Here is a 21,398-nt window from a genome sequence, read left to right on the forward strand (position 1 = left end):
CAGGAACAATGGGACCGGGGGCGGCAGCCGGACGGCCCACAAGGATGAAGGATACGAGGCAATGATCCAGAGCATTGGCATCATCGGGGCAGGCACCATGGGGAACGGCATCGCGCAGGTCTGCGCGGCGGCGGGACTTTCGGTCGTGATGGTCGATATTTCCGATGCGGCGGTGAACCGCGGCCTGTCGACCGTTGGCGGCAGCCTCGAGCGTCTGGTCAAGAAGGAGAAGATGTCGGCGGCCGACCGCGACGCGACGCTCAAGCGCATCACCGGCACGACCGACCGGGCGAAGCTGTCGGATTGCGACCTCGTCATCGAGGCCGCCACCGAGAACGAGGAGCTCAAGGTCAAGATCCTGAAGGACCTCTGCGCCACGCTGCCGCCGCGCACGCTGGTTGCGACCAACACCTCGTCGATCTCGATCACCAAGCTCGCCGCGGCGACCGACCGTCCCGACCGTTTCATCGGCATGCATTTCTTCAACCCGGTGCCGGTGATGGCGCTGCTGGAACTCATCCGCGGCCTGCAGACCTCCGACGACACCCATGCCAAGGCGCTCGATTTCGCCCAGCGTGTCGGCAAGGTGGCGATCACGGCCAAGAACAGCCCGGGCTTCGCCGTCAACCGCATCCTCTGCCCGATGATCAACGAAGCGATCTTCGCGCTCCAGGAAGGCATCGCGACGGCCGAAGAGATCGACGCCGGCATGAAGCTCGGCTGCAACCATCCGATCGGACCTCTGGCTCTCGCCGATCTCGTCGGTCTCGACACCATGCTCTCGGTCATGGAGGTCTTTTACAAAGGCTTCAACGATCCTAAATATCGGCCAGCGCCGCTGCTGAAAGAGATGGTCGATGCCGGCCATCTCGGCCGCAAGACGGGGCAGGGTTTTTACACTTACAACGCCTGATTCAAGTGTCGGCGGCGGGCGTCGAGCGTCCGCCGCCGGAGCCCGCATTTGCGCTGCGACAAAGACGGACGTAGCGATTGGCCCGACAATGTCGAGCGGGCGACCTCGCGGGAACAACGGAACGGATACCAAAGGATGTCGGATCGACCGAAGGCCGAGCGGGAAGCTGCGTCCGCGCGGCGGAACCTGTTGACCCAGGATGCGATCGAGCGCACCGGGATCACTGAAGAGATGATCGGGGAACTCGTCACCCGCTTTTACGGGCGCGCGCGCGAGGACGCGCTGCTGGGGCCGGTGTTCGCGATCGTGCAAAATTGGGACGAGCATCTCGCAAAGCTCGAGGATTTCTGGTCGTCGGTGGTGCTGATGAGCGGCCGCTACCATGGCTCGCCGATGCGCTCGCACCTGCCGCTGAGCTTGGTCGGCGATCATTTCGATCGCTGGCTCGATCTGTTCGAACAGACCGCACGCGAAGTCTGCCCACCTCCGGCAGCCGGGCTCCTTATCGACAAGGCGCGTCGCATCGCCGACAGTTTTGAGATGGCGTCGGCAACTGTCGCGGGCCGCATCGCTTCGCCGCGTCACGTGCTCAGATCGTGAAATACAAAATTCCTGCCGGCGAAAGTTACAGCCCGCATCGCGTGGTGGCGCGCTGCACCAATTCCAGCAGCATCGGTCTGATCTGCAAAATCATCATGCCGTTCGCGCAATGCGATGTAGAAGCTGCGAAAACGCGCTTGCCGGTGTTCATTCACGTTCAATCAATGCGAGTAAAGCCATATTGATGCATTGCGGCGTCAAGTCTTCGCCTTGTTTTTGGCAGACTTCCGGCGCCTGCTACCGGCATGGCTGGCGCATTGTTCAACACCACATCTTCACCGTCCGAGAGTGCTGCGGAACCTGAGGTCGTCGCGGGCACGGAGCAGACGCGGCGAACACTGCTGCTTGGTGCACTCGCGACTACCGCATGCCTCGGCTGTTCCAAGGAGTCGCGCGCCGGCGAAGATCCGCTCGGCTCCGACGAACGGCCGCAGAAGGGCGACGTGCTCGTCTTCTCCGAAGGCGACCAGGAAGGAAAGCCGGTCACCTTGGCCGACCTGCAAGCAGGCGGGCCGCCGGTGCACGCCTGGCCGAAGGATCCCAAGACATCGGTGGTGCGCAGCGCGTCCCGGCTCAACGAGATCCTCATCATCCGCCTCGATCCCGCCGAGCTCGACGAAAAGACCCGCGAGCGTGCCGTCGACGGCATCCTCGCTTATTCGGCTATCTGCTCGCATGCCGGCTGTCCCGTCACCGCCTGGGTGAAGAGCGATGTCGGCGACAAGGAGGTGTTCAAGTGCATGTGCCACAACTCCGAATACGATCCTCGCGCGGGTGCGAAGGTCGTGTTCGGGCCGGCGCCGCGGCGGCTGGCGGCGCTGCCGCTGGCGCTCGCTGACGGCTCGCTCAGCGTCGCTGGCAACTTCATCGGAAAGGTAGGTGGCGCGCAGCCGGGATAATGGACCGTGCGGGGTATGCCCCCGTCACGAGAGGCCGCAATCCGCCCAGGGGCGGACGACGGGACGAACGACAGAATTCAAAACAAGAATTCAGACGGATGAAAAAGGGAAACGTCCATGAACACGTCCAAGCAAACGTCGATCACCAGAAAGCAATGGTACCTGTCCGGCTTTGTCGCCTTCACCTGTCTTGCCGCGACCGCTGCGACGGCCGGTCCGATCGAGAATTATTCGCCGGTGACCGCGCAGCGGCTGGAAAATCCGGAACCCGGCAACTGGATGCTCTACCGCCGGACCTATGACGGGCAGGGCTACAGCCCGCTCGACCAGATCAACGCCTCGAACGTGAAGAATCTCACGCCGGTCTGGACCTTTGCCACTGGCGTGGTCGAAGGCCACGAGGCGCCGCCGATCGTCAACAACGGCGTGATGTTCGTGGCGACCCCGATGGGGCAGGTCATCGCATTGAACGCGAAGACCGGCGACGAATATTGGCGCTACAAGCGGCAGCTTCCCGACGATCTGTTCCAGTTGCATCCGACCAGCCGCGGCGTCGGCCTCTGGGAGGACAAGCTCTATCTCGCCACCACCGACGATCACGTCGTCGCGCTCGATGCCAAGACGGGCAAGGTGGTGTGGGACACCAAGGTGCAGGACTACAAGAAGGGCCAGTACATGACCCTGATGCCGCTGATCGTCGACGGCAAGGTCATCGTCGGCGGCTCCGGCGGCGAGTTCGGTGTGCGCGGCTATGTCGCCGCCTATGACGCCAAGGACGGCAAGGAGCTGTGGCGGACTTACACCATTCCCGGTGAGGGCGAGCCCGGTCACGACACCTGGCAGGGCGACGACTGGAAGAACGGCGGCGGCTCGGCCTGGATGACCGGCAATTACGACAAGGATACCAAGACGATCTATTGGGGCGTCGGCAATGCGGCGCCGTGGCCCGGCGAGACTCATCCCGGCGACAATCTCTACACCTCCTCGGTGCTGGCGCTCGATCCGAACAACGGCAAGATCAAGACCTATCACCAGTATCACCAGAACGATTCCTGGGATTGGGACGAGGTCGAGGCGCCGATGCTGATCGACCTGCAACGCGATGGCCGCAACATCAAGAGCCTGGTCCATCCGGGGCGCGACGCGATCTTCTGGGTGCTCGAGCGCACGCCGACCAAGATCAATTACGTTGCCGGCTGGCCGTTCGTCTCCACCGACGTGTGGAAGGGCATCGATGCCGAGACCGGCAAGCCGATCGTCGATCCCGCGCACAAGCCAGGGATCGGCAAGCGCGTCGAGTTCTGCCCATCGCTGTGGGGCGGCAAGGATTGGCCGTCGGCGGCATACAGCGAAAGGACCAAGCTGGTCTACGTGCCCGCCAACGAGAACTTCTGCGGCGGCTTCACCGGCGAGAAGGTTGCGCTCAAGCCGGGTGAGCTCTGGCTCGGTACCAAGCCCGAGGACATCGGGCTGAAGACAAAGCCTGGCGCTGATCATTTCGGCGAGCTGCAGGCGTGGGATCCCGTCACCGGCAAGAAGGTGTGGCAGCACAACTTCCCGAAGTCGCAGCTGTTCGGATCGGTCACGGCAACCGCGGGCGATCTCGTCTTCGCCGGCGGTACCAACGACCGCAACTTCCGTGCCTTCAACGCCAAGACCGGAGAGCTGTTGTGGGAGCAGAAGACCAACTCCGGCATCATGGGCATGCCGGTGTCCTATGAGATCGACGGCACCCAGTACATCGCGATCCAGTCGGGATGGGGCGTGGACGCGCAGCGCATCCAGGATGCGCTGGTGACCAACAACATCGGCATAGAGGCCAATGTGCCGCAGGGCGGCGTGATCTGGGTGTTCGCGCTGAAGAAATAGCTCCGCGGGCGGATCGACGAAGGCGGAGCAGCAGGGGGGTGGCGAATGCGGCGGACGGCAACGTCCGCCGCATTCTTGCGTGGTGGTCATCGTGCTTTCCTGCCCTTCGCCCCTTGTGGGACAAGGCGGCATAGGCGGCCTTCGGCCGCCGTACTTGAGAACGCCGAAGTCAAGCTTCGGCTTTGGCGCCGGATGAGGGGGTCTATCCGCGCACACTCATCGCGACTTGGGCTCGCGGAGACAAACCCCTCACCCAAGCGAGTGCGGATCTCTCAGCGTCGCTGCCCTCTCCCGCAAGCAAGGGGAGAGGGCGCATCAATGCCCACCGCAAATCGTTACTTCCCCTCGCGCTCCACCTTGTCCTTCTCCTTCTGGTTCATCTCCCGAACCTTCGGATCCGGATTGTGCTGCCCGGTGGTCTGGGTAGTCGACGCCGGCGGGGCGTTGGCGTTGGGCAGCGAGTTCTGGTCCGGCGCGGTGGGGCGCGTGGCCGTGGTCGGGGGCGTGGTGTTGGTCTGGGCGAATGCGCCCGCGGTCGTCAAAAGAAAGGCGCCCGACAGCGAGACTGCGAGCGCCTTTGAGATGTTGATCATCGATCTGCTCCTGTCAGATCGATGGAAACGGCGTGAGGCCGCCTCCGTTCCTTCACGCCTCCAACTGCTTGCCGATGGGCAAGCTTCGGATGCGTTTTCCGGTCGCCGCGAAGATGGCATTGATCAGCGCCGGTGCGAACGGGGGGACGCCGGGCTCGCCGACGCCGCTCGGCGGCGTGTCCGGGCCGGGCGGCACGATATAGACGTTGGTCACGACAGGAGAGTCGTCCATCCTGACGACCTGGAAGTCGTCAAAGTTCTTCTGCTGCACCTTGCCGTCCTTGAACGTGATCTCGCCGTATTTGGCGATGCTCAGGCCCATGATCGCCGCGCCCTCGATCTGCGAGGCGATGCGTTCCGGGTTGACATAGGTGCCGCAGTCGATCGCGGTGTCGACCCGCGGCACTGTCAGCTTGCCTTTCTCATCGACGGCGACCTCGACGATGGTCGCGATGTAGCTGACGAAGCTGCGGTGCACGGCGATGCCGAGGCCGTGCCCCTTCGGCACCTGTCGTCCCCATTCGCCCTTCTCGGCGACCAGCTCGACCACCTTGCGCAGGCGCGCGGTGTCGATCGGGTAACTGTCGAAGGGCTCGCCGTAGTTCCAGAGGTCCTTCACCGCCGGCTTGACGATGCGCGGACTTCCGATCAGCGCGAGTAGCGTCTCCTTCTGGTCGCGGCCCGTGGCCTGCGCGATCTCGCCGACCATCGACTGGACCGCGAAGGCGCGCGGGATGTTCGAGACCGAGCGGAACCAGCCGATGCGGGTGTGCGCGGCCGCCTCCGGATTCTCGCAAGAGATGTTGGCGATCTCGAACGGCATGTCGACGAGGCCCATGCCGATTTCGAAAGGCGCCTGATGCACCGTGCCGGCCGCAAAGGTCGAGGCGATGCTGGGGGCGACGCTACGGTGGCGCCAGGCGACCACCTTGCCGCTCTTGTCGAGACCCGCCTCGATGCGCTCGACCGAGACGGTGTGCAGGAAGCCATTGTGGATGTCGTCCTCCCGCGTCCACTGCACCTTCACCGGCGCGCCGAGCTCCTTCGACAGGAGGGCAGCTTCGAGCGCAAAGTCGCATTTCGACTTGCGGCCGAAACCGCCGCCGAGCAGCGTCACGTGGACGGTGACGTTCGCTTCCGGAATGTCGAGCGTCTTGGCGACATCCTCGCGCGTCCCGCCCGGGCTCTGCACCGGCGCCCAGATCTCGGCCTTGTCGCCCTTGACGTCGGCCACCGCCACCGGCGGCTCCATGCTGACATGGGCGAGGTGCGGGATGTAGTACTCGCCGACGATCACCTTGTCGGCGCCCTTCAGGGCGGCGTCCGCATCGCCCTCCTGGCGCAGGACCAGGCCGGGCTTGCGCGAGGCCTCCTCGAGCTCCTTGCGATACGCGGCCGACTCGTACTTGCCGTTGGGGCCATCGTCCCAGGTCAGCTTCAGCGCGTCGCGCCCCTTGATCGCCGCGCCGGTGTTGCGCGCGATCACGGCGACGCCGCCGAGCGGCTGGAATTTCGACGGCCACGGCCAGCCGCGCACCTGCATCACCTTTTCGACGCCGGGCACCTTCAGCGCCTCGTCCGGCTCGAACTTGACCAGCTTGCCGCCGGTCACCGGCGGCCGCGCGATGACGGCGTACTTCATGCCGGGCAAGCGGACGTCGGCGCCGTATTGCGCTTTTCCGGTGGTGATGTCGTGCAGATCGACGATGCCGACCTGGCCCTTGCCGAGATAGCGGAAATCCCGGGGGTCCTTCAGCTTGAGGCCCTCGATGCTCGGCACCGATTCCTTGGCGGCGTCGGCAGCAAGCTCGCCGAAACCGAGCTTGCGACCGCTGGCGCTGTGGACGACCTCGTGATTGACGGCCTTGACCTCGGTCGCCGGCACGCCCCAGCGCTTCGCTGCGGCCTGCTCGAGCATGGTGCGGGCGGAGGCGCCGATCTGGCGCATCGGAATCAGATAGTGCCGTGTGCTGCGCGAGCCGTCGGTATCCTGGTTGCCGAATTTGACCTCGTCGCCATGGGCCTGCTGCACCTTGACCCTGGACCAGTCGGCTTCCATTTCCTCGGCCACGATCAGCGGCAGGCTGGTGCGCACGCCGGTGCCCATTTCGGAGCGGTGCCCGACGATGGTGACGATGCCATCAGACGCGACCGAAACGAACACGCGCGGATCGACCACGACGCCGTGCGGCATCTTTCCGGCGCCTGTCTCATAAGCGAGCGCCTGGCGTGACATCACGGGGGCGGCAAGCACGAAGCCACCGGTGACGCCGAGCCCCTTCAGGATGCTGCGGCGCGAGATCTTTTCGACCCTGATATGCTTTTCGAAGCCGCGAAGCTTGCGGGGATTGTCGATGAAATTCATGTCACACTCCCGTCGATGCGAGATGGACCGCGTTCTCGATGCGCTGGTAGCAGCCGCAGCGGCAGATGTTGCCGGCCATCGCCTCGCGGATCTGATCGTGCGACGGCTTTGGATTGTCCATCAGCAGCGCCGCGGCCTGCATGATCTGGCCGGTCTGGCAGAAGCCGCATTGGGGCACATTGACCTGGCGCCAGGCCTTTTGCACCGGGTGATCGCCGCTCGGGTGCAGCCCCTCGATCGTCGTGACCTCGCGTCCGGCGACGTCGTTCACCGACGTGATGCAGGCGCGCACGGCCTGCTTGTCGATGATGACGGTGCAGGCGCCGCACAGGGCCTGGCCGCAGCCGAACTTGGTGCCGGTCAGCCCGGCCTCGTCGCGCAAAAACCAGAGTAGCGGAAGATCCGGGTCGCCGTCCCAGCTCTGTTCCTGGCCATTGATCTTCAACTTGATCATGATCGTCCCTCGCTCTTCATAAGCATGCAAATTCAAATCCGCCGATGTCGGCGGGCCGTGGTCCGTGCGTCGCATCCCTGCCGTTGTCCCGCACGGGCAAATCCCGGAGGGAGGCAGGAAGGCCGATAGCGATGTCTGGATGTACTCGATACCTCCCGTCTTGTTCTTGATTGTTTTGAGCTTCGTGCGGCATCGTGACGGTGCGAGCGTAGCAGAGATCGCGCCGACCCGGCGTTCACAGCCGAGTGTTCTCACCGGGAAAAGATTGCATCGATGGTTTGTCAAAAGCAGGGCGCGACATCACGCCACGCGCACTGTGCGCCCGCAGATGGGCAACGAAGAACAAGGCTTCGTCCGCCGGGAAAACCGCGCGGACGAAGCAGGATGCCTCAGTCGAGGGAGGGAGAACGCAGGGACCGCGAACCTCAAGCAGGAAGTGGGCGGCCCTGCGCAGTCATTCAGAGACCAGGACTGAGGGAGCCGACAGTTCTCGCCAATCCATCGACGGCGAGGAGGCGGCTTCGCCGCAATCGTCCGGGCGCCAGCCCGTCCGGTTCGCTGGGAGTGGAGGAGGGGGAACCAGCGATCGGCGTGGCGATAGCGCGGGCCGCCGGCTCAGGCGGCCTGCTCAGTTCAAGCTGCCTTGTTCAAGCGGCCTTGTTCAAGCGGCCTTGGCTTTGGCCACATGGGTCGCGATCGCGTCCATCAGCGCCGGCGACAGGCAGTCATAGGGCTCAAGGCCGATTTCCTTCAGCCGCGAACGGATGCCGGCCATCTGCTCCGGCTTCACGCCGGATTCGATCACCGAGGAGACGAAGGCGGCGAATTGCGGCGCCTGCCAGCCCTGCTCCTGGAACAGTTCGGGATGAATGAAGTCGAGACCGTAGAACGGATGGTTCTTGTTCTCGATGCGGCCGTACATGTGCGTGCCGCAGGCCTTGCAGGCATGGCGCTGGATCACCGCCGAGGGGTCGACGATCTGGAGCTTGTCGCCGTTCTCGAGCACGGTGACGTTCTGGCGCGGCACCACGGCGACGACGGAGAACGTCGCACCTTGCGGCTTCCAGCACTTGGTGCAGCCGCAGGCGTGGTTGTGGGCGACGTCGCCCTTGATGCCGACCTTGACCGGATGGTCGCTGCATTTGCAGACCAGAGTGCCGCCGGCAAAGCTGCCGCTACCCTGCTTGACGCCGTTGTCGATCGATGGATGGAGTGCAACAGTCATGGTCGATCCTCCTGGGTGTGATGACTTTGGGCTAGTATACGACGACTGAACGGATGGATTTGCCCTCATGCATGAGGTCAAAGCCCTTGTTGATCTCTTCGAGCTTGAGCACGTGGGTGATCATCGGATCGATCTGGATCTTTCCGTTCATGTACCAGTCGACGATCTTCGGCACGTCGGTGCGGCCGCGCGCGCCGCCGAACGCCGTGCCGCGCCAGTTGCGCCCGGTGACGAGCTGGAACGGGCGCGTGGCGATCTCCTTGCCGGCCTCGGCGACGCCGATGATGATCGAGGTGCCCCAGCCGCGATGGCAGGCTTCCAGCGCCTGGCGCATCACGGTGGTGTTGCCGGTGCAGTCGAAGGTGTAGTCGGCGCCGCCGTCGGTGAGGCCGACCAGATGCTGGACGATGTCGCCGGTGACCTTCTTGGGGTTCACGAAGTGGGTCATGCCGAACCGGCGGCCCCAATCTTCCTTGGAGTCGTTGATGTCGACGCCGATGATCTTGTCGGCGCCGGCCATCTTGGCGCCCTGGATGACGTTCAATCCGATGCCGCCGAGGCCGAACACGACCACGTTGGCGCCCGGCTCGACCTTGGCGGTGTTGACGACTGCGCCGACGCCGGTGGTGACGCCACACCCGATGTAGCAGCTCTTGTCGAACGGCGCGTCCTCGCGGATCTTGGCGATCGCGATCTCCGGCAGCACGGTGAAGTTCGAGAACGTCGAGCAGCCCATGTAATGGTAGATCGGCTTGCCCCTGTACGAGAAGCGGCTGGTGCCGTCCGGCATCACGCCTTTGCCCTGCGTCGCGCGGATGGCGGTGCAGAGATTGGTCTTCCGACTCAGGCAGCTTTTGCACTGCCGGCATTCCGGCGTGTAGAGCGGGATGACGTGGTCGCCCGACTTCACCGAGGTCACGCCGGGGCCGATCTCGCGAACGATCCCGGCGCCCTCATGGCCCAGGATCGACGGGAAGATTCCCTCGCTGTCGAAGCCGTCGAGCGTGTAGGCGTCGGTGTGGCAGATGCCCGTTGCCTTGATCTCGACCAGGACCTCGCCGGCCTTGGGCCCTTCCAGGTCAACTTCGACGATCTCGAGTGGCTTCTTGGCTTCGAAAGCGACGGCGGCACGTGTCTTCATCGGTAGCTCCTCAAATTCTCACAAGACGCCAGGACGTAGTCTCGGCAGTCCTCGTAAGGTTCATTTCTTGCCCATGCAGGCGTCTTCGGCCTTGGTGTAGGCCTCCGTCTTCTCTTCCTTCTTGGAGGGACGCTGCCGGCCCCAGGCTTCGCTGGAGCGCGCGCGCAGATAGACGTAGAGATCGTCCATGTAGCAGGCGACGTTCGGGTTGTCGCCAAAGGCCGGCATGACGTTTTCCTGCGCCGTCGAGATGTTCTTGCGGCCGGAGGCGACCACGCCGAGGAAGTCGCCGTAGCTCATGGCCTTGACCGAATCCTTCAATGCCGGTGCGTAGGTGGATCCCATGCCGTCGGGGCCATGGCAGACGTGGCAGTCGGAGTGATAGCGGCGGTAGCCGGAATAGGTGAACCAGTCCACTGTGCCGTCGGCCGAAATCTTGTAGGTCGGGTTTCCTTCCTTATCGAGCCATTTCCCGTCGTCTTCCCTCTTCAGGGCGGCCGGGTCGCCCGGCCCCTCCGCGGTCGCAATTCCTCCCGACCCAACGAAGACCATCGCAGCAACGACAAAGCAGATTTTACGCAAGAGATTTTTCCTCGGAAGGCGTTCGGTGGAGACGAACCGGCGCGTGGAGCGATCCACGCGCCGGAGCGATGCCGAGAGGGCTAGTTGGGCAGCGAGAACACGGTCAGCGTACCGCCGAGTGCGGTGTAGTTGCTGAGGGCCGCGTAGCCGCCGACTGCGCCGAGGCCGGCGGTCGGATCAGTCAGGCCCGCGGCCAGACCAATGCCGGCCCAGCCACCGACGCCGGAGAGCACTGCGACATACTGCTTGCCGCCGTTCTCATAGGTCGTGACGTTGCCGATGATGCCGGAAGGAGTCTTGAACTTGTAGAGCTCCTTGCCCGACTTGGCGTCGACCGCCTTCAGGTAGCCTTCGAGCGTGCCGTAGAACACCACGCCGCCGGCGGTTGCGAGCGCACCCGACCAGACCGAGAACTGCTCCTTGTTCGACCAGACGATCTTGCCGGTCTTGCCGTCCCAGGCGATGAAATTGCCCATGTGGCTTTCACCCTGCGGCGGATACATCGAGAGCGTCGCACCCACATAGGGCTGGCCCGCGGTGTAGCTCACCTTGAACGGCTCGTAGTCCATGCAGACGTGGTTGGTCGGAACGTAGAACAGCTGCGTGTCCGGCGAGTAGGCTGCCGGCTGCTCGTCCTTGGTGCCGAGCGCGGCCGGGCAAATGCCCTTCACGTTGTGGTCTTCACCGGCCTTGTCGGTCGAAGCTGCGTCGAGCACCTTCGGACGGCCATAGGTCGGCGAGTTCTTGTCCATGTCGACGCCGGAGGTCCAGTTCACCTTCGGATCGTACTTTTCGGCGACCAGCAACTCTCCGCTCTCGCGGTCCATGGTGTAGGCGAGACCGTTGCGGTCGAAATGGGTCAGGAGCTTGCGCGCCTGGCCGTTGATCTGCTGGTCCGAGAGGATCATCTCGTTGACGCCGTCATAGTCCCACTCGTCGTGGGGCGTCATCTGATAGACCCACTTGGCTTCACCAGTGTCCGCGTTGCGCGCGAAGATGGTCATCGACCATTTGTTGTCGCCCGGACGCTGCTTCGGATTCCAGGTCGAGGGATTGCCCGATCCGTAATAGACGAGGTTCAGAGCGGGATCGTAGGACATCCAGCCCCAGGTGCAGCCGCCGCCGATCTTCCACTGATCGCCCTGCCAGGTCTTCAGCGACGAGTCGGCGCCGACCGGCTTGCCGAGCGAGGTCGTCGCAGCCGTGAACTTGATCTGGTCGTCCGGACCTTCGGAGAAGGCGCGCCAGACCTGCTTGCCGCTCTTGAGGTCATAGGCGGTGACGTGGCACTGCACGCCGAACTCGCCGCCGGAGATGCCGACCAGGACCTTGTCCTTGACGACGAGCGCCGCCGAGGTGCCGGTCTCACCCTTTGCAGGGTTGCCGTTGGTCGAGCTCCAGGCCACCTGGCCGGTCTTGGCGTCGAGCGCGACGAGGTTGGTGTCGGCCTGATGCAGGATGATCTTGCCATCGCCATAGGCCAGGCCGCGGTTGACCGTGTCGCAGCACATCACCGGGATGACGTTCGGATCCTGCTTCGGCTCGTACTTCCAGATGATTTTGTTCTCGTTCGAAAGGTCAATAGCGTAGACCTTGTTCGGGAACGGCGTGTGGACGTACATGACGTTGCCGATGATCAGCGGGCCGCCTTCATGGCCGCGCAGCACGCCGGTCGAGAAGGTCCAGGCGACCTGGAGCTTGCCCACGTTTTGTGCGTTGATCTGGTTCAGCTTGGAATAACGAGTGTTGGCGTAGTCGCCCGCCGGCATGACCCAGTCTTTAGGGTTCTGCGACATCTTGATCAGCTCGTCATTGGCTGAAGCGCTGCCGACGGCGAGAGCCGCCGCGGAGCCAAGATAGGTCGCCAGTAGCACCTTGCGCATAGTGATTTCCTCCGTTGGTCTCGTTTATTGTTTCCGAAGCATTGCTCAATCACCGGGCTTCTCGTCCGGCGTCTGCTCGTGCAGGGCGGTCACTTTGGGACCAGAAACGATGCTGTGGTGTTTCCTCCTCCTGATGAGAGCCACGGGTCCACGTGCAGGAGCGGCCCGTTCTTATTGTTCCTGCCGCAATCCCTAACCACTTCGCCATCGGGAAACTTGCCCAAGAGAGAAGGCGGTTTGCTCGACAGCGCACGGAGATGAAGATTTTGATTTTGCAGTAGCGAATTCAGCGGCTTCGGTAAGCCTTTTGCACCGCGTTCAACGCTCAGGTTCCCCTTGACGGCGCTGCGACTAAGGCGGAGGATTAAGCTTCAAGAGTGGCAATGAAACGATGGCGCTCGTTGCAGAAGACCGCTCAACTTCGAGGTAAACGTCACGCAATCACGGCTGAGGGCTCCGGTGGCGCTGGTCGCGATTCGCGTCGAATCTCCAGATCAAACCAGTGGCTGGATTAATGTCCGACACCATTCACACGCTCTCGACGACCGGAATGACGCCGAAGCGGCAGATCCAGAGTTGGATCGACGGGCTGACGAGCCTGTGCGGATATTTCGACGTCGATCCGCTGGAGGCGTCCTCGCTCGAAGGCCGCATCGACTACACCACGGTCTCGCGCCTGAAGCTCTGCCAGATCGAGGTCAGTCAGCACCGCATTGCGCACACGATGGCGCGAGCCAAGGCCAATGAACACCCGTACATCAAGATCCACTTCCAGACCTATGGCGTGTCCTATTTCGAACAGGAAGGCCGCCACATCGAAATCAATCCGGGCGACATCATCGCCTATGACGTCTCCTGCCCGCATTCGATCATCAGCCCCGCCTTCACGCGTCACGACGTGGTGATCGTGCCGAAGGCGCTGCTGCGCGACCGCGGCTTCCCGTCGCAGCGGATGCCCGCGTGCAAGCTGTCGGCGAAGACGGGGACGGGGCGCATCGCCCACGATTTCGTTCATGCGGCTTTCGACGAGGCGGCAAAACTGTCGGCGAACAGCGCGGTCGGCGTCGCCGATTCGCTGATCGACCTGTTGCTGCTGCCGCTACGCGAAGCCGACACGATGTTCGACCGTGTCGGGCCCGAGGCGATGTATGTCCGCGCGCAGTTCTTCATCCGCGAGCACCTGCGCGATCCGGATTTGTGCATCGACCAGATCTCCGCCGAGCTCGGCTGCTCCAAGCGCTATCTGCACATGCTGTTCTCCGAGCGCGGCACCACGGTGAGCGACTATATCTGGCAGGCCCGGCTGCAGAACTGCCGCCAGGAGCTCGAGGCCCACGCCGGCAAGACCATCACCGACGTCGCTTTCTCCTGGGGCTTCTCCAGCTCATCGCATTTCAGCCGCGTGTTCCGGAAATATTTCGGCGTGGTGCCGTCCTCGATCCACAAGGCCCAGCAGGGCACGGCGATCTCGGGCGAACATTAAAGCGCGATGAGATTGGGATGACTCGTCATCGCGCTGTAGGTTGTTGTTTGCGAAAACCGCTGCGCACTTTTCCGCATCATGCTTCAGGCGCACGCCGGAGCTCTCCCGACGCGGTTACGCGGCCCTCGCGACATAGGGAATGCTGGCCACGAGAGCGACGAGCAGCACCGCATTGCCCAGCATTCCGCTCCAATGCAGCCGGCGCAACCGACGCGGCGCCTCGGCATCGCCGGCGTCCCGCGCACTGAGCTGGTCGTCCATCCGTTGCATGAACCAGGGACGTCCCCAGATCGCCAGGGCCGCGATGATGCCGACGCCCATCGCGGCGAGCAGGCGGCCGTCGAGGAGGAGAGCCACCGTTCCGACGACACCGGCAACGCGCATCACCAGGAAATGGGCATTGAACATTCCGCGCAGCAACTGGGCGACGGGCTGGATATCGAGCTTCACCAGCAGGAAGGCGGGCGATGCCAGCGTGAAATAACCCATCGGAAAGAGCAGGATGATCATAACGCCAACGGCGACTGCATCCGGTGTCATGCGATCGGCCCTTCTTGACCGCCCTTGCGAGGCTTCCGGCGGCGACGCACAATCATAGTGAGAAAATGCGTTCCCGACACTAGGCTTTGGTCGGAAGGCGAGGCGGGCCGAGCGCTTCGAGCGGGTGGCTCGAGATTCAGGCCGGCTCGAGGCCGAGCGACTGCGCGCTCTCGATCCAGATCGGCAGCTCGCGTTGGTACAGCGCATTGCTCTCCCTGAAACCGATCGCGGGTTCGAGCACGAAGGTCGCGAGAACCTCCTTCACCTTCGGATCGTTGTTGGCGGCGACGCAGAGCTCGGCGAGACGGTCGACCACCGGCTGCGGTGTTGCCTTCGGCACGGCCCAGCCCGAGAAACCGCTCACCGTGAAGAACTTCGAGGTCGCGCCCTGTTCGGGCAGCGTCTTCACGTTCGGGATCGCGTCGACCTTCTTCGAATGCACCGCGAACACGGTGCCGCGGTCGCTTTGCAGAACCGACTGCGCGGCCGTGTAGCTGCCCATGGCGGCATCGAGCGTGCCCTCCAGCATGCCCGTCCACATCGGCGCCTCGCCGCGATAGTGCACCGGCTCGATGGTGAGGCCGTACTGCTTGTTGAGCTCGTTGATCGTCATGTGCGGGGCCGAGCCCGCGCTGTAGGTGCCGAAATTCACTTTGCCGCTCTTGCGCGCGAAGGCGACGAAATCCTCCAGCGTCTTGACGCCGGTCTTGGGGTTCGCCACCAGCAGCAGGCCGGCGCCCGGAATGACGCTGACGAGCGTCAGATCCTTGTCCATGTCGTAGCCCGGGTTCTTCATCACCACCCGGTTCATGATGTAGGTGGTCGAGATCGAGCACAGGACGGTGTGGCCGTCGGGCTCCGCGCGAGCAACTTCGGCCGTGCCGATCGCGCCGGAAGCACCCGGCTTGTTCTCGACAACGACGGTCTTGCCGACCTGCTTGGAGATGAATTCGCCATAGGCGCGTGCGAGCAGGTCGGTCTGTCCGCCGGCGGGATAGCTGCAGATCATGCGGATCTGGCGCGATGGCCAAGTGCCTTGCGATGTGCCCTGCGCCGGGGCGCTGCGCGAGACAAAGGGCATCGCGAGTGCGACGCTGCCGGCGGCGACGAAGTGGCGGCGATCGAGTTTAGCGGACATGATTCTCTCCCTGATTTTTGCCCAAGGTACCGCATCGGGCTGGCGCCGGCATGGGCGGGGGGCGAGACAGATTGGCGCATTCGAGAAGGCGGCTGTGCTCATTTGCACGTCACCCGGACGATCGCACCTTTCGCACGACCCGCAGCCAGACGATTTCGGTCAGCGCCACTGCAATCAGGCCGAACGTGCCGCCAATCAGGACGTTGACGATGCGCTCCTCGGCGATGCCGCTGGCGCCGCCGGCAAAGGACGCAGCCAGCGCAATGAAGAAGCAGCGCAGGCCGAAGCCGACGATATAGCGGGAGAACGAGATCAGCGTGAGGGTGGCCGCGAGCACCGCGACCGCATAGCCGACCCGGCTCTGCGGCAGCGCCATGCCGGCGAGCAAGCCGAGCGGCACGCCGACGAGAGCGCCGATCGCCCGCTGCTTCAGCTTGCGGGCCGCCACGAGGCGAGTCGATGCCGTCGGGCTGCCGCAAGAGGTACGCTCCCGCTCCTCTGCACTCCCGTCATTTGCGAGCGTAGCGAAGCAATCCAGAATCTTTCCGTCGAGGGACTCTGGAATTGCTTGTGCGCCAGGCAAGCTGGCGTGGTCCAACCGGTGGAAGTCCGGTCCGGGTAAGCGGTAGCGAGCGCCCGGTAGTGAGTGTTGCGTGGCCGTCGGCAACGGCGGCTGCGAAGCGTACACAACGATGCTGTGGGGTGGGCTATTGAGCCGCGAAAGACAGAAACTCGCAGAGGCCGAGCCGGTAAGCAACGTCGAAGGCAACATGTGCGGCGCCGTTATGCGAGGCGCTGACGCTCTGCCGTGGTCGAAGACCCCATCACGCAGCAAAGGACCGCGTCGGAACCTGGGAGGTCCCGCATCTGACCGATGGCAACATGCCCCCAAGGTCCGCATCGGGAAGGCGAGGAGCCAAAGCCGATGACGAACGGATGCGGGAAGTCGGACGCGGCCGTAGTAGCGTCGAAGCCTGCGAACGAAGCGGAGCGATCCGCGGAGGAGTTGGTGGAGCGAAGGGCCGCGACCAAGGGGAATGCGGACCAGCAAAGCACGCCCCGGACGCCGAGCCGGACAAGCGTGACACAGGCGTTGGAACGCATACGGCGAACTGCAAGGGAAAGGAAGAAGGAGAGGTTCACTGCGCTGCTTCACCACATCACGCCTGAACTGCTCGAGGCGGAGTTCTTCGCGCTGAAGAAGCATGCCGCGCCGGGTGTGGACGGAATGATGTGGCGGGACTACGAGCAAGACCTCAAGGCCAATCTTGAGGACCTGCATGCTCGTGTTCACCGGGGAGCGTACCGGCCGCAGCCGTCGCGGCGGGTCCATATCCCGAAGCAGGATGGGCGGCAGCGACCGCTGGCGATTGCGTCCCTCGAGGACAAGATCGTTCAGCGGGCAACCGCTACGGTGCTCAACGCGATCTACGAGGAGGACTTCCTCGGGTTCTCGTATGGGTTCCGGCCCGGGCGCAGCGCGCACGATGCGATGGATGCGCTGCTGGTCGGAATCGAGAGCCGGCGGGTGAACTTCATTGTTGACGCCGATATCCGCTCGTTCTTCGACATGGTGGACCAGGAATGGCTCATCCGCTTCGTCGAACATCGGACCGGCGACCAGCGTATCATCCGTCTGATCCGCAAATGGCTCAAGGCGGGTGTTCTCGAAGAAGGAACGGTCAGGGTCAGCGAACAGGGGACGGCACAAGGGGCGGTGATCTCGCCGCTGCTTGCCAACATCTACCTGCACTATGCCCTCGATCTGTGGGCCGAACGCTTCAGACGGCGCGAGGCCGCGGGTGACATGATCATCGTGCGCTACGCTGACGACTTCATCGTCGGCTTCGAGCATGAGAATGAGGCCCGGCACTTCCTCGAAGAATTGCGCAAACGGCTGCAGGAGTTCGCGCTGTCACTGCACCCTGAGAAAACCCGGCTGATCGAGTTCGGACGTCATGCGGAGGACAACCGCAGGCGGCGCGGGCTCGGCAAGCCGGAGACCTTCAACTTCCTCGGCTTCACCTTCATCTGCAGCCGATCCAAGCAAGGCAAGTTCCAGATCAGGCGCAAGTCTCGCAAAGACCGCATGCGGGCGAAACTGCAAGCCGTGAAGCAGGGAATGCGACGGCGTATGCACCAGTCGGTGCTCGAACAGGGCAAATGGCTGCGGCAGGTCGTTACCGGGTACTTCAACTACCACGCGGTACCGACCAACAGCCGAGCGCTCAGCGCCTTCCGCTACTTCGTCACCGAACAATGGAGGCGGATGCTTCGGCCCCGCAGCCAGACTGACGGGACCACGTGGCAGCGGGTCGCGCGGCTTGCCTCCGACTTGCTCCCCAAGCCACAAATCCTCCATCCTTGGCCCCGAACACGCTTCACCGCTACTCACCCGAGGTTGGGAGCCGTATGCGGGAAAGCCGCACGTACGGATCTGTGCGGGGGGCGCCCAGCAATGAGCGTCCCTACCGCGACCGCTGCGCTCGCAATGACGGTGTTGATACAGCTACTCGCAAAAACCAAGTCTTGTGTTCTGGATGCAGCCAGGCACGAAAGCCCTTACCGTCACCGTTGAATGATCTTCATCCAGACATCGCCGAGGATCGCCGGCTCGCGTGGCGGCAGATAGGTCAGGCCGGCCTGCTTGCCGAACTCTGCGATCTTGCCTTCCTGGGCGAGCTCCGTCAGCGCCTTGTTGACCGCCTCGATCAGCGCGGGATCGCTGGCGAGCCCGACATAGCCGCGATTGGCGCCGATCGGGTAATAGTAGCCGGACGCGGTGATCGCCGTATCAGGATATGCAGCGCGGTAGGCGTCGAAGCGGGCAAGGTCGATCAGCGTTGCGTCATGGTCGCCGCGCTGGAGCGCGCCGAGGAGGTCGTCGCGGCCGGGGACGAGATGAGTGATGCCGTCGATCAGGCGTCCCTTGTCGAAGGTCATCAGGATGGCATCGCCGAGCGAGCCGCTCTCGATCACGAGACGAAGCCCGGCGAGGTCGCCGATGTCGGCGATCTTGCGTCCTTTCGCCTTCGGCCCGAGCACGACCGTCATCGGTGAATAGATGTAGGGCTGGCTCGGCGCAAGCACGCCAAGCGCGACGCGGCGGCGCCGGTCGTCGCGCGTGGCCCCGGCGAAATCCGGCAGGCGTGCCGTCTTCATGCCCGGCTTGACGAGGGAATCCTGCGTCAGCGCATAGCCGCCAACCAGCGCGCAGCGCCCGTCGGAGAGCAGCGCATTGGCCTCGAGCTGCGGGCTGGAATCCTCGTCCAGCTTGCTCTCGAACCACTGGATCTTCAGCGGCCGTCCCATCCGCTCCGCGATCGCCTGCGCCAGCAGCACGTCGAAGCCGGCGTCGGGCTCGCCCTTGTGATGCAGCGAGAGCGGCGGCCGGTCCTCGTCGAGACAGATTTTCAGCGGATCGTCGGCCGCATGCGCGGTGGCCGCCGCGAGCAGCGCAGCAACGCCCCACACCGCGAGCCAGCCTCTCATGGCTTCCTCCGGCTCGAGATGAAGGCCCAGAGATCGCCGATCTCCTCGTCGCTCAGGATATCGCCCCAGGGCGGCATCTTGTTGTTCTTGCCGTTCTTCACGGTGGTGACGAAGCGCGTCTTGTCGTCGGGGAAGGCGCGCAGGTCCGGCGTGATGGTGCCGGAGTTCATCATGTTCGGGCCGTGGCAGTGCGAGCATTTCGACGCATAGGTCGACTTGCCATGGTCAATCTGCGCCTGAAGCGGATTACCGGTTGCATCGTCCGCGGCACGGACGGTCGCCGCCAGCGCGACCGTCAGCGCCGCGACGGTGGCGATCATAGCCACTGTGTTGTGAGCTGCGTCTTTCAGCATCGTGCCGTGGTTAGTGCTTGACAGCAAAAACCCACAGCGAGCCGCCGGGGGGCACCTTGGCAAGCCGCTCGTCGCCGGAGAACAACGAGTAGACGCCGCCATAGCCGCTCGTGACCGCGACATACTGCACGCCGTCCTGCTGCCAGGTCACCGGTTGTCCCTCGATGCCGGAGCCGGTCTGGAACTGCCAGAGCTTCTTGCCGCTGTCGGCGTCGAAGGCCTCGAACTCGCCGGTCAGCGCGCCCGTGAACACCACGCCGCCCGCGGTCGACAGCACGCCGGAGAAGCGCGGAATATCGGCGGGGGCTTCCCACTTGGCCTTGCCGGTCATGGGATCGATCGCCTTGAGATGACCACGCGGGCCGTCACCCCATTCCCAGAGGTCGGTGAGGTCCATGCCGAGATACCATTCACCCTGCTTGAAGGTGACGGGCTCGGTCTTGTACCGGCCCCCGAAGGCGAGGGTGTTGGCATAGGCGAGGCCGGTCTGCGGGTTGAACGACATCGGCTCCCAGTTCTTGCCGCCGAGGATCGACGGATAGACCGTCACCTTCTTGCCCTCGCGCGCGTCCTTGGAAACGTCGGTCTCGATCGGGCGGCCCGTCTTCATGTCGATGCCGGTCGCCCAGTTGACCTTCACGTAGGGGTTGGCCGCGAGCAGCTTTCCGTTGGTGCGGTCGAGCACGTAGAAGAAGCCGTTGCGATTGGCATCCATCAGCACCTTGGTCGGCTTGCCCTCGACGTTCATGTCGGCGAGCACCATCTCGGCCACCGAGTCATAGTCGAACGGATTGTTCGGCGAGAACTGGTGGTGCCACTTGATCTTGCCGGTCTTGGGATCCATCGCCAGCACGGAGCAGGTGTAGAGATTGTCGCCGGGACGCACCGCCGAATTGAATGGGCCGGGATTGCCGATGCCCCAATACACAGTGTTCAGCTCGGGATCGTAGGACCCGGTGATCCAGGTCGAGCCGCCGCCGAGCTTCCAGGTGTCGCCCTTCCAGGTGTCGCCGCCAGGCTCGTCCGGCGAGGGGATCGAATGGGTGCGCCAGAGATGCTTGCCCGTCGCCGGATCCCAACCGTCGATGAAGCCGCGGGTGCCGAACTCGGCGCCGGAGATGCCGGTGATGACGACACCGTCGGCGACCAGCGGGGCCACCGTCATCGAATAGCCTTCCTTGATGTCGGCCGCCTTCTGCCGCCACAGCTCCTTGCCGTCCTTGGCGTCGAGCGCGATCACGTTGGCATCCAACGTGGTGCGGAATACCTTGCCGTCGTAGAGCGCAGCGCCGCGGTTGATGATGCCGCAGCAGACGATGCGCGGCGTCTCGGCGGGATACTCGACCTTGGATTTCCATATCTGCTTGCCGGTCTTGGCATCGACCGCCATGGTCGCGTTGTGCGAGGTCACGTAGATCACGCCCTGGTACACCAGCGGCTGCGATTCCTCGCTGCGATCGTCGTTGAAGGAGTAGTTCCAGACCGGGACGAGGTTCTTGACGGTGTCCTTGTTGATCTGGTTCAGGGTCGAGAAGCGCTGCAGATTGTAGCCCATCCCGTAGTTGAGAACGTTCGATGTATCGGTCGCGCCCTTGACCAGCTGCTCGTTGGTCTGTGCGTACGCACAATTCGATGCAAGCATGACGAGGCCCGCGGCCATCGCAAAGCGTTTCATCCGTTCCTCCCAATATGCGCGCCTTTTGACGCCGCGACGGCAACACTCCGCCCGAATGCAAAACGCGTCAATGCGAAAGTCGTAATCGCGGTGGCGATATGTTGAGCGCCAGATGCCAGTTGCCTGACGGAAACCTTACAACCGACTCTTACTTGTGCGCAGGCGCTGGAAAAATTCCGCGGCATGATGCATT

Annotated in this window: 20 protein-coding genes; 7 read left to right on the forward strand and 13 right to left on the reverse strand. The window is 63.7% G+C overall.

Going from position 1 to position 21,398, the window contains the following annotated elements; all coding sequences use genetic code 11:
* Window positions 1-61 precede the first annotated feature (61 nt).
* The 5 genes from ACRQ5Q_RS12425 (at window position 62) to ACRQ5Q_RS12445 (ending at window position 4,281) form a co-directional block, all read left to right on the forward strand.
* The gene (locus ACRQ5Q_RS12425; RefSeq protein ID WP_439369755.1) at window positions 62-913 is read left to right on the forward strand and encodes a 3-hydroxybutyryl-CoA dehydrogenase; all 852 of its coding nucleotides are present in this window, start codon (window positions 62-64) and stop codon (window positions 911-913) included.
* Between the two features lie 135 nt (window positions 914-1,048).
* Window positions 1,049-1,513 carry a group III truncated hemoglobin gene (locus ACRQ5Q_RS12430; protein ID WP_439398042.1) on the forward strand — a complete coding sequence of 155 codons (465 nt, stop codon included), beginning with the start codon at window positions 1,049-1,051 and terminating at the stop codon, window positions 1,511-1,513.
* Window positions 1,510-1,698 carry a hypothetical protein gene (locus ACRQ5Q_RS12435; RefSeq protein ID WP_439398044.1) on the forward strand — a complete coding sequence of 63 codons (189 nt, stop codon included), beginning with the start codon at window positions 1,510-1,512 and terminating at the stop codon, window positions 1,696-1,698. Before ACRQ5Q_RS12430 ends, ACRQ5Q_RS12435 begins: the two co-directional genes overlap by 4 nt.
* A 60-nt stretch (window positions 1,699-1,758) precedes the next feature.
* Window positions 1,759-2,412 carry a ubiquinol-cytochrome c reductase iron-sulfur subunit gene (locus ACRQ5Q_RS12440; protein WP_439398046.1) on the forward strand — a complete coding sequence of 218 codons (654 nt, stop codon included), beginning with the start codon at window positions 1,759-1,761 and terminating at the stop codon, window positions 2,410-2,412.
* A gap of 117 nt (window positions 2,413-2,529) precedes the next feature.
* Complete coding sequence (locus ACRQ5Q_RS12445; RefSeq protein ID WP_439398048.1) at window positions 2,530-4,281, forward strand: methanol/ethanol family PQQ-dependent dehydrogenase; 1,752 nt, start codon at window positions 2,530-2,532, stop codon at window positions 4,279-4,281.
* Window positions 4,282-4,616: 335 nt separating this feature from the next.
* On the opposite strand, the gene ACRQ5Q_RS12450 is transcribed toward ACRQ5Q_RS12445, so the two are convergent.
* The 7 genes from ACRQ5Q_RS12450 to xoxF5 form a co-directional block, all read right to left on the reverse strand.
* Window positions 4,617-4,874, reverse strand: coding sequence for a hypothetical protein (locus ACRQ5Q_RS12450; protein ID WP_439398050.1), 258 nt, complete (start codon window positions 4,872-4,874; stop codon window positions 4,617-4,619).
* Window positions 4,875-4,926: 52 nt separating this feature from the next.
* Entirely contained in the window at window positions 4,927-7,239 is a 2,313-nt protein-coding gene (locus tag ACRQ5Q_RS12455) for a molybdopterin cofactor-binding domain-containing protein (RefSeq protein ID WP_439369747.1), read from the reverse strand.
* Window position 7,240: 1 nt separating this feature from the next.
* A complete protein-coding gene (locus ACRQ5Q_RS12460) occupies window positions 7,241-7,693 on the reverse strand; it encodes a (2Fe-2S)-binding protein (RefSeq protein WP_439369746.1) in 453 nt (150 codons plus the stop codon).
* 661 nt (window positions 7,694-8,354) lie between these two features.
* Window positions 8,355-8,918 carry an S-(hydroxymethyl)glutathione synthase gene (gene gfa, locus ACRQ5Q_RS12465; RefSeq protein WP_439369744.1) on the reverse strand — a complete coding sequence of 188 codons (564 nt, stop codon included), beginning with the start codon at window positions 8,916-8,918 and terminating at the stop codon, window positions 8,355-8,357.
* A gap of 31 nt (window positions 8,919-8,949) precedes the next feature.
* Complete coding sequence (locus ACRQ5Q_RS12470; RefSeq protein ID WP_439369743.1) at window positions 8,950-10,059, reverse strand: S-(hydroxymethyl)glutathione dehydrogenase/class III alcohol dehydrogenase; 1,110 nt, start codon at window positions 10,057-10,059, stop codon at window positions 8,950-8,952.
* A 60-nt stretch (window positions 10,060-10,119) separates the two neighbouring features.
* Complete coding sequence (locus ACRQ5Q_RS12475; protein ID WP_439375662.1) at window positions 10,120-10,611, reverse strand: c-type cytochrome, methanol metabolism-related; 492 nt, start codon at window positions 10,609-10,611, stop codon at window positions 10,120-10,122.
* Window positions 10,612-10,721: 110 nt separating this feature from the next.
* Window positions 10,722-12,524, reverse strand: a complete 1,803-nt coding sequence (xoxF5, locus tag ACRQ5Q_RS12480; RefSeq protein ID WP_439398052.1) for a lanthanide-dependent methanol dehydrogenase XoxF5 — start codon at window positions 12,522-12,524, stop codon at window positions 10,722-10,724.
* Window positions 12,525-13,038: 514 nt separating this feature from the next.
* Here xoxF5 and ACRQ5Q_RS12485 point away from each other — a divergent pair.
* Window positions 13,039-14,007, forward strand: coding sequence for a helix-turn-helix domain-containing protein (locus ACRQ5Q_RS12485; protein WP_439369741.1), 969 nt, complete (start codon window positions 13,039-13,041; stop codon window positions 14,005-14,007).
* 114 nt (window positions 14,008-14,121) lie between these two features.
* On the opposite strand, the gene ACRQ5Q_RS12490 is transcribed toward ACRQ5Q_RS12485, so the two are convergent.
* The 3 genes from ACRQ5Q_RS12490 to ACRQ5Q_RS12500 all read right to left on the reverse strand — a co-directional run bounded on the left by ACRQ5Q_RS12490 (window position 14,122) and on the right by ACRQ5Q_RS12500 (window position 16,133).
* Window positions 14,122-14,547: a hypothetical protein gene (locus tag ACRQ5Q_RS12490; RefSeq protein ID WP_439398054.1), complete on the reverse strand. Its 426-nt coding sequence runs from the start codon at window positions 14,545-14,547 to the stop codon at window positions 14,122-14,124.
* 136 nt (window positions 14,548-14,683) lie between these two features.
* On the reverse strand, window positions 14,684-15,685 hold the full coding sequence (locus ACRQ5Q_RS12495; protein WP_439398056.1) for a Bug family tripartite tricarboxylate transporter substrate binding protein: 1,002 nt from the start codon (window positions 15,683-15,685) through the stop codon (window positions 14,684-14,686).
* A gap of 109 nt (window positions 15,686-15,794) precedes the next feature.
* Window positions 15,795-16,133: an FUSC family protein gene (locus ACRQ5Q_RS12500; RefSeq protein WP_439398058.1), complete on the reverse strand. Its 339-nt coding sequence runs from the start codon at window positions 16,131-16,133 to the stop codon at window positions 15,795-15,797.
* Window positions 16,134-16,766: 633 nt separating this feature from the next.
* Between ACRQ5Q_RS12500 and ltrA the strand changes: the two genes are divergently transcribed.
* A complete protein-coding gene (gene ltrA / locus ACRQ5Q_RS12505; protein ID WP_439398060.1) occupies window positions 16,767-18,263 on the forward strand; it encodes a group II intron reverse transcriptase/maturase in 1,497 nt (498 codons plus the stop codon).
* Here ltrA and ACRQ5Q_RS12510 read toward each other — a convergent pair.
* From ACRQ5Q_RS12510 to ACRQ5Q_RS12520, 3 genes are read right to left on the reverse strand one after another with little or no spacing between them, the layout of a single operon-like run.
* Complete coding sequence (locus ACRQ5Q_RS12510) at window positions 18,254-19,177, reverse strand: ABC transporter substrate-binding protein (RefSeq protein ID WP_439369736.1); 924 nt, start codon at window positions 19,175-19,177, stop codon at window positions 18,254-18,256. The two genes, ltrA and ACRQ5Q_RS12510, sit on opposite strands and share 10 nt — an antisense overlap.
* On the reverse strand, window positions 19,174-19,530 hold the full coding sequence (locus tag ACRQ5Q_RS12515; RefSeq protein ID WP_439369735.1) for a c-type cytochrome: 357 nt from the start codon (window positions 19,528-19,530) through the stop codon (window positions 19,174-19,176). Before ACRQ5Q_RS12515 ends, ACRQ5Q_RS12510 begins: the two co-directional genes overlap by 4 nt.
* A 10-nt stretch (window positions 19,531-19,540) precedes the next feature.
* Window positions 19,541-21,205, reverse strand: coding sequence for a methanol/ethanol family PQQ-dependent dehydrogenase (locus ACRQ5Q_RS12520; protein WP_439398062.1), 1,665 nt, complete (start codon window positions 21,203-21,205; stop codon window positions 19,541-19,543).
* Window positions 21,206-21,398: the final 193 nt, after the last annotated feature.

This window comes from Bradyrhizobium sp. PMVTL-01, assembly GCF_051861855.1.
Classification (GTDB): Bacteria; Pseudomonadota; Alphaproteobacteria; order Rhizobiales; family Xanthobacteraceae; genus Bradyrhizobium.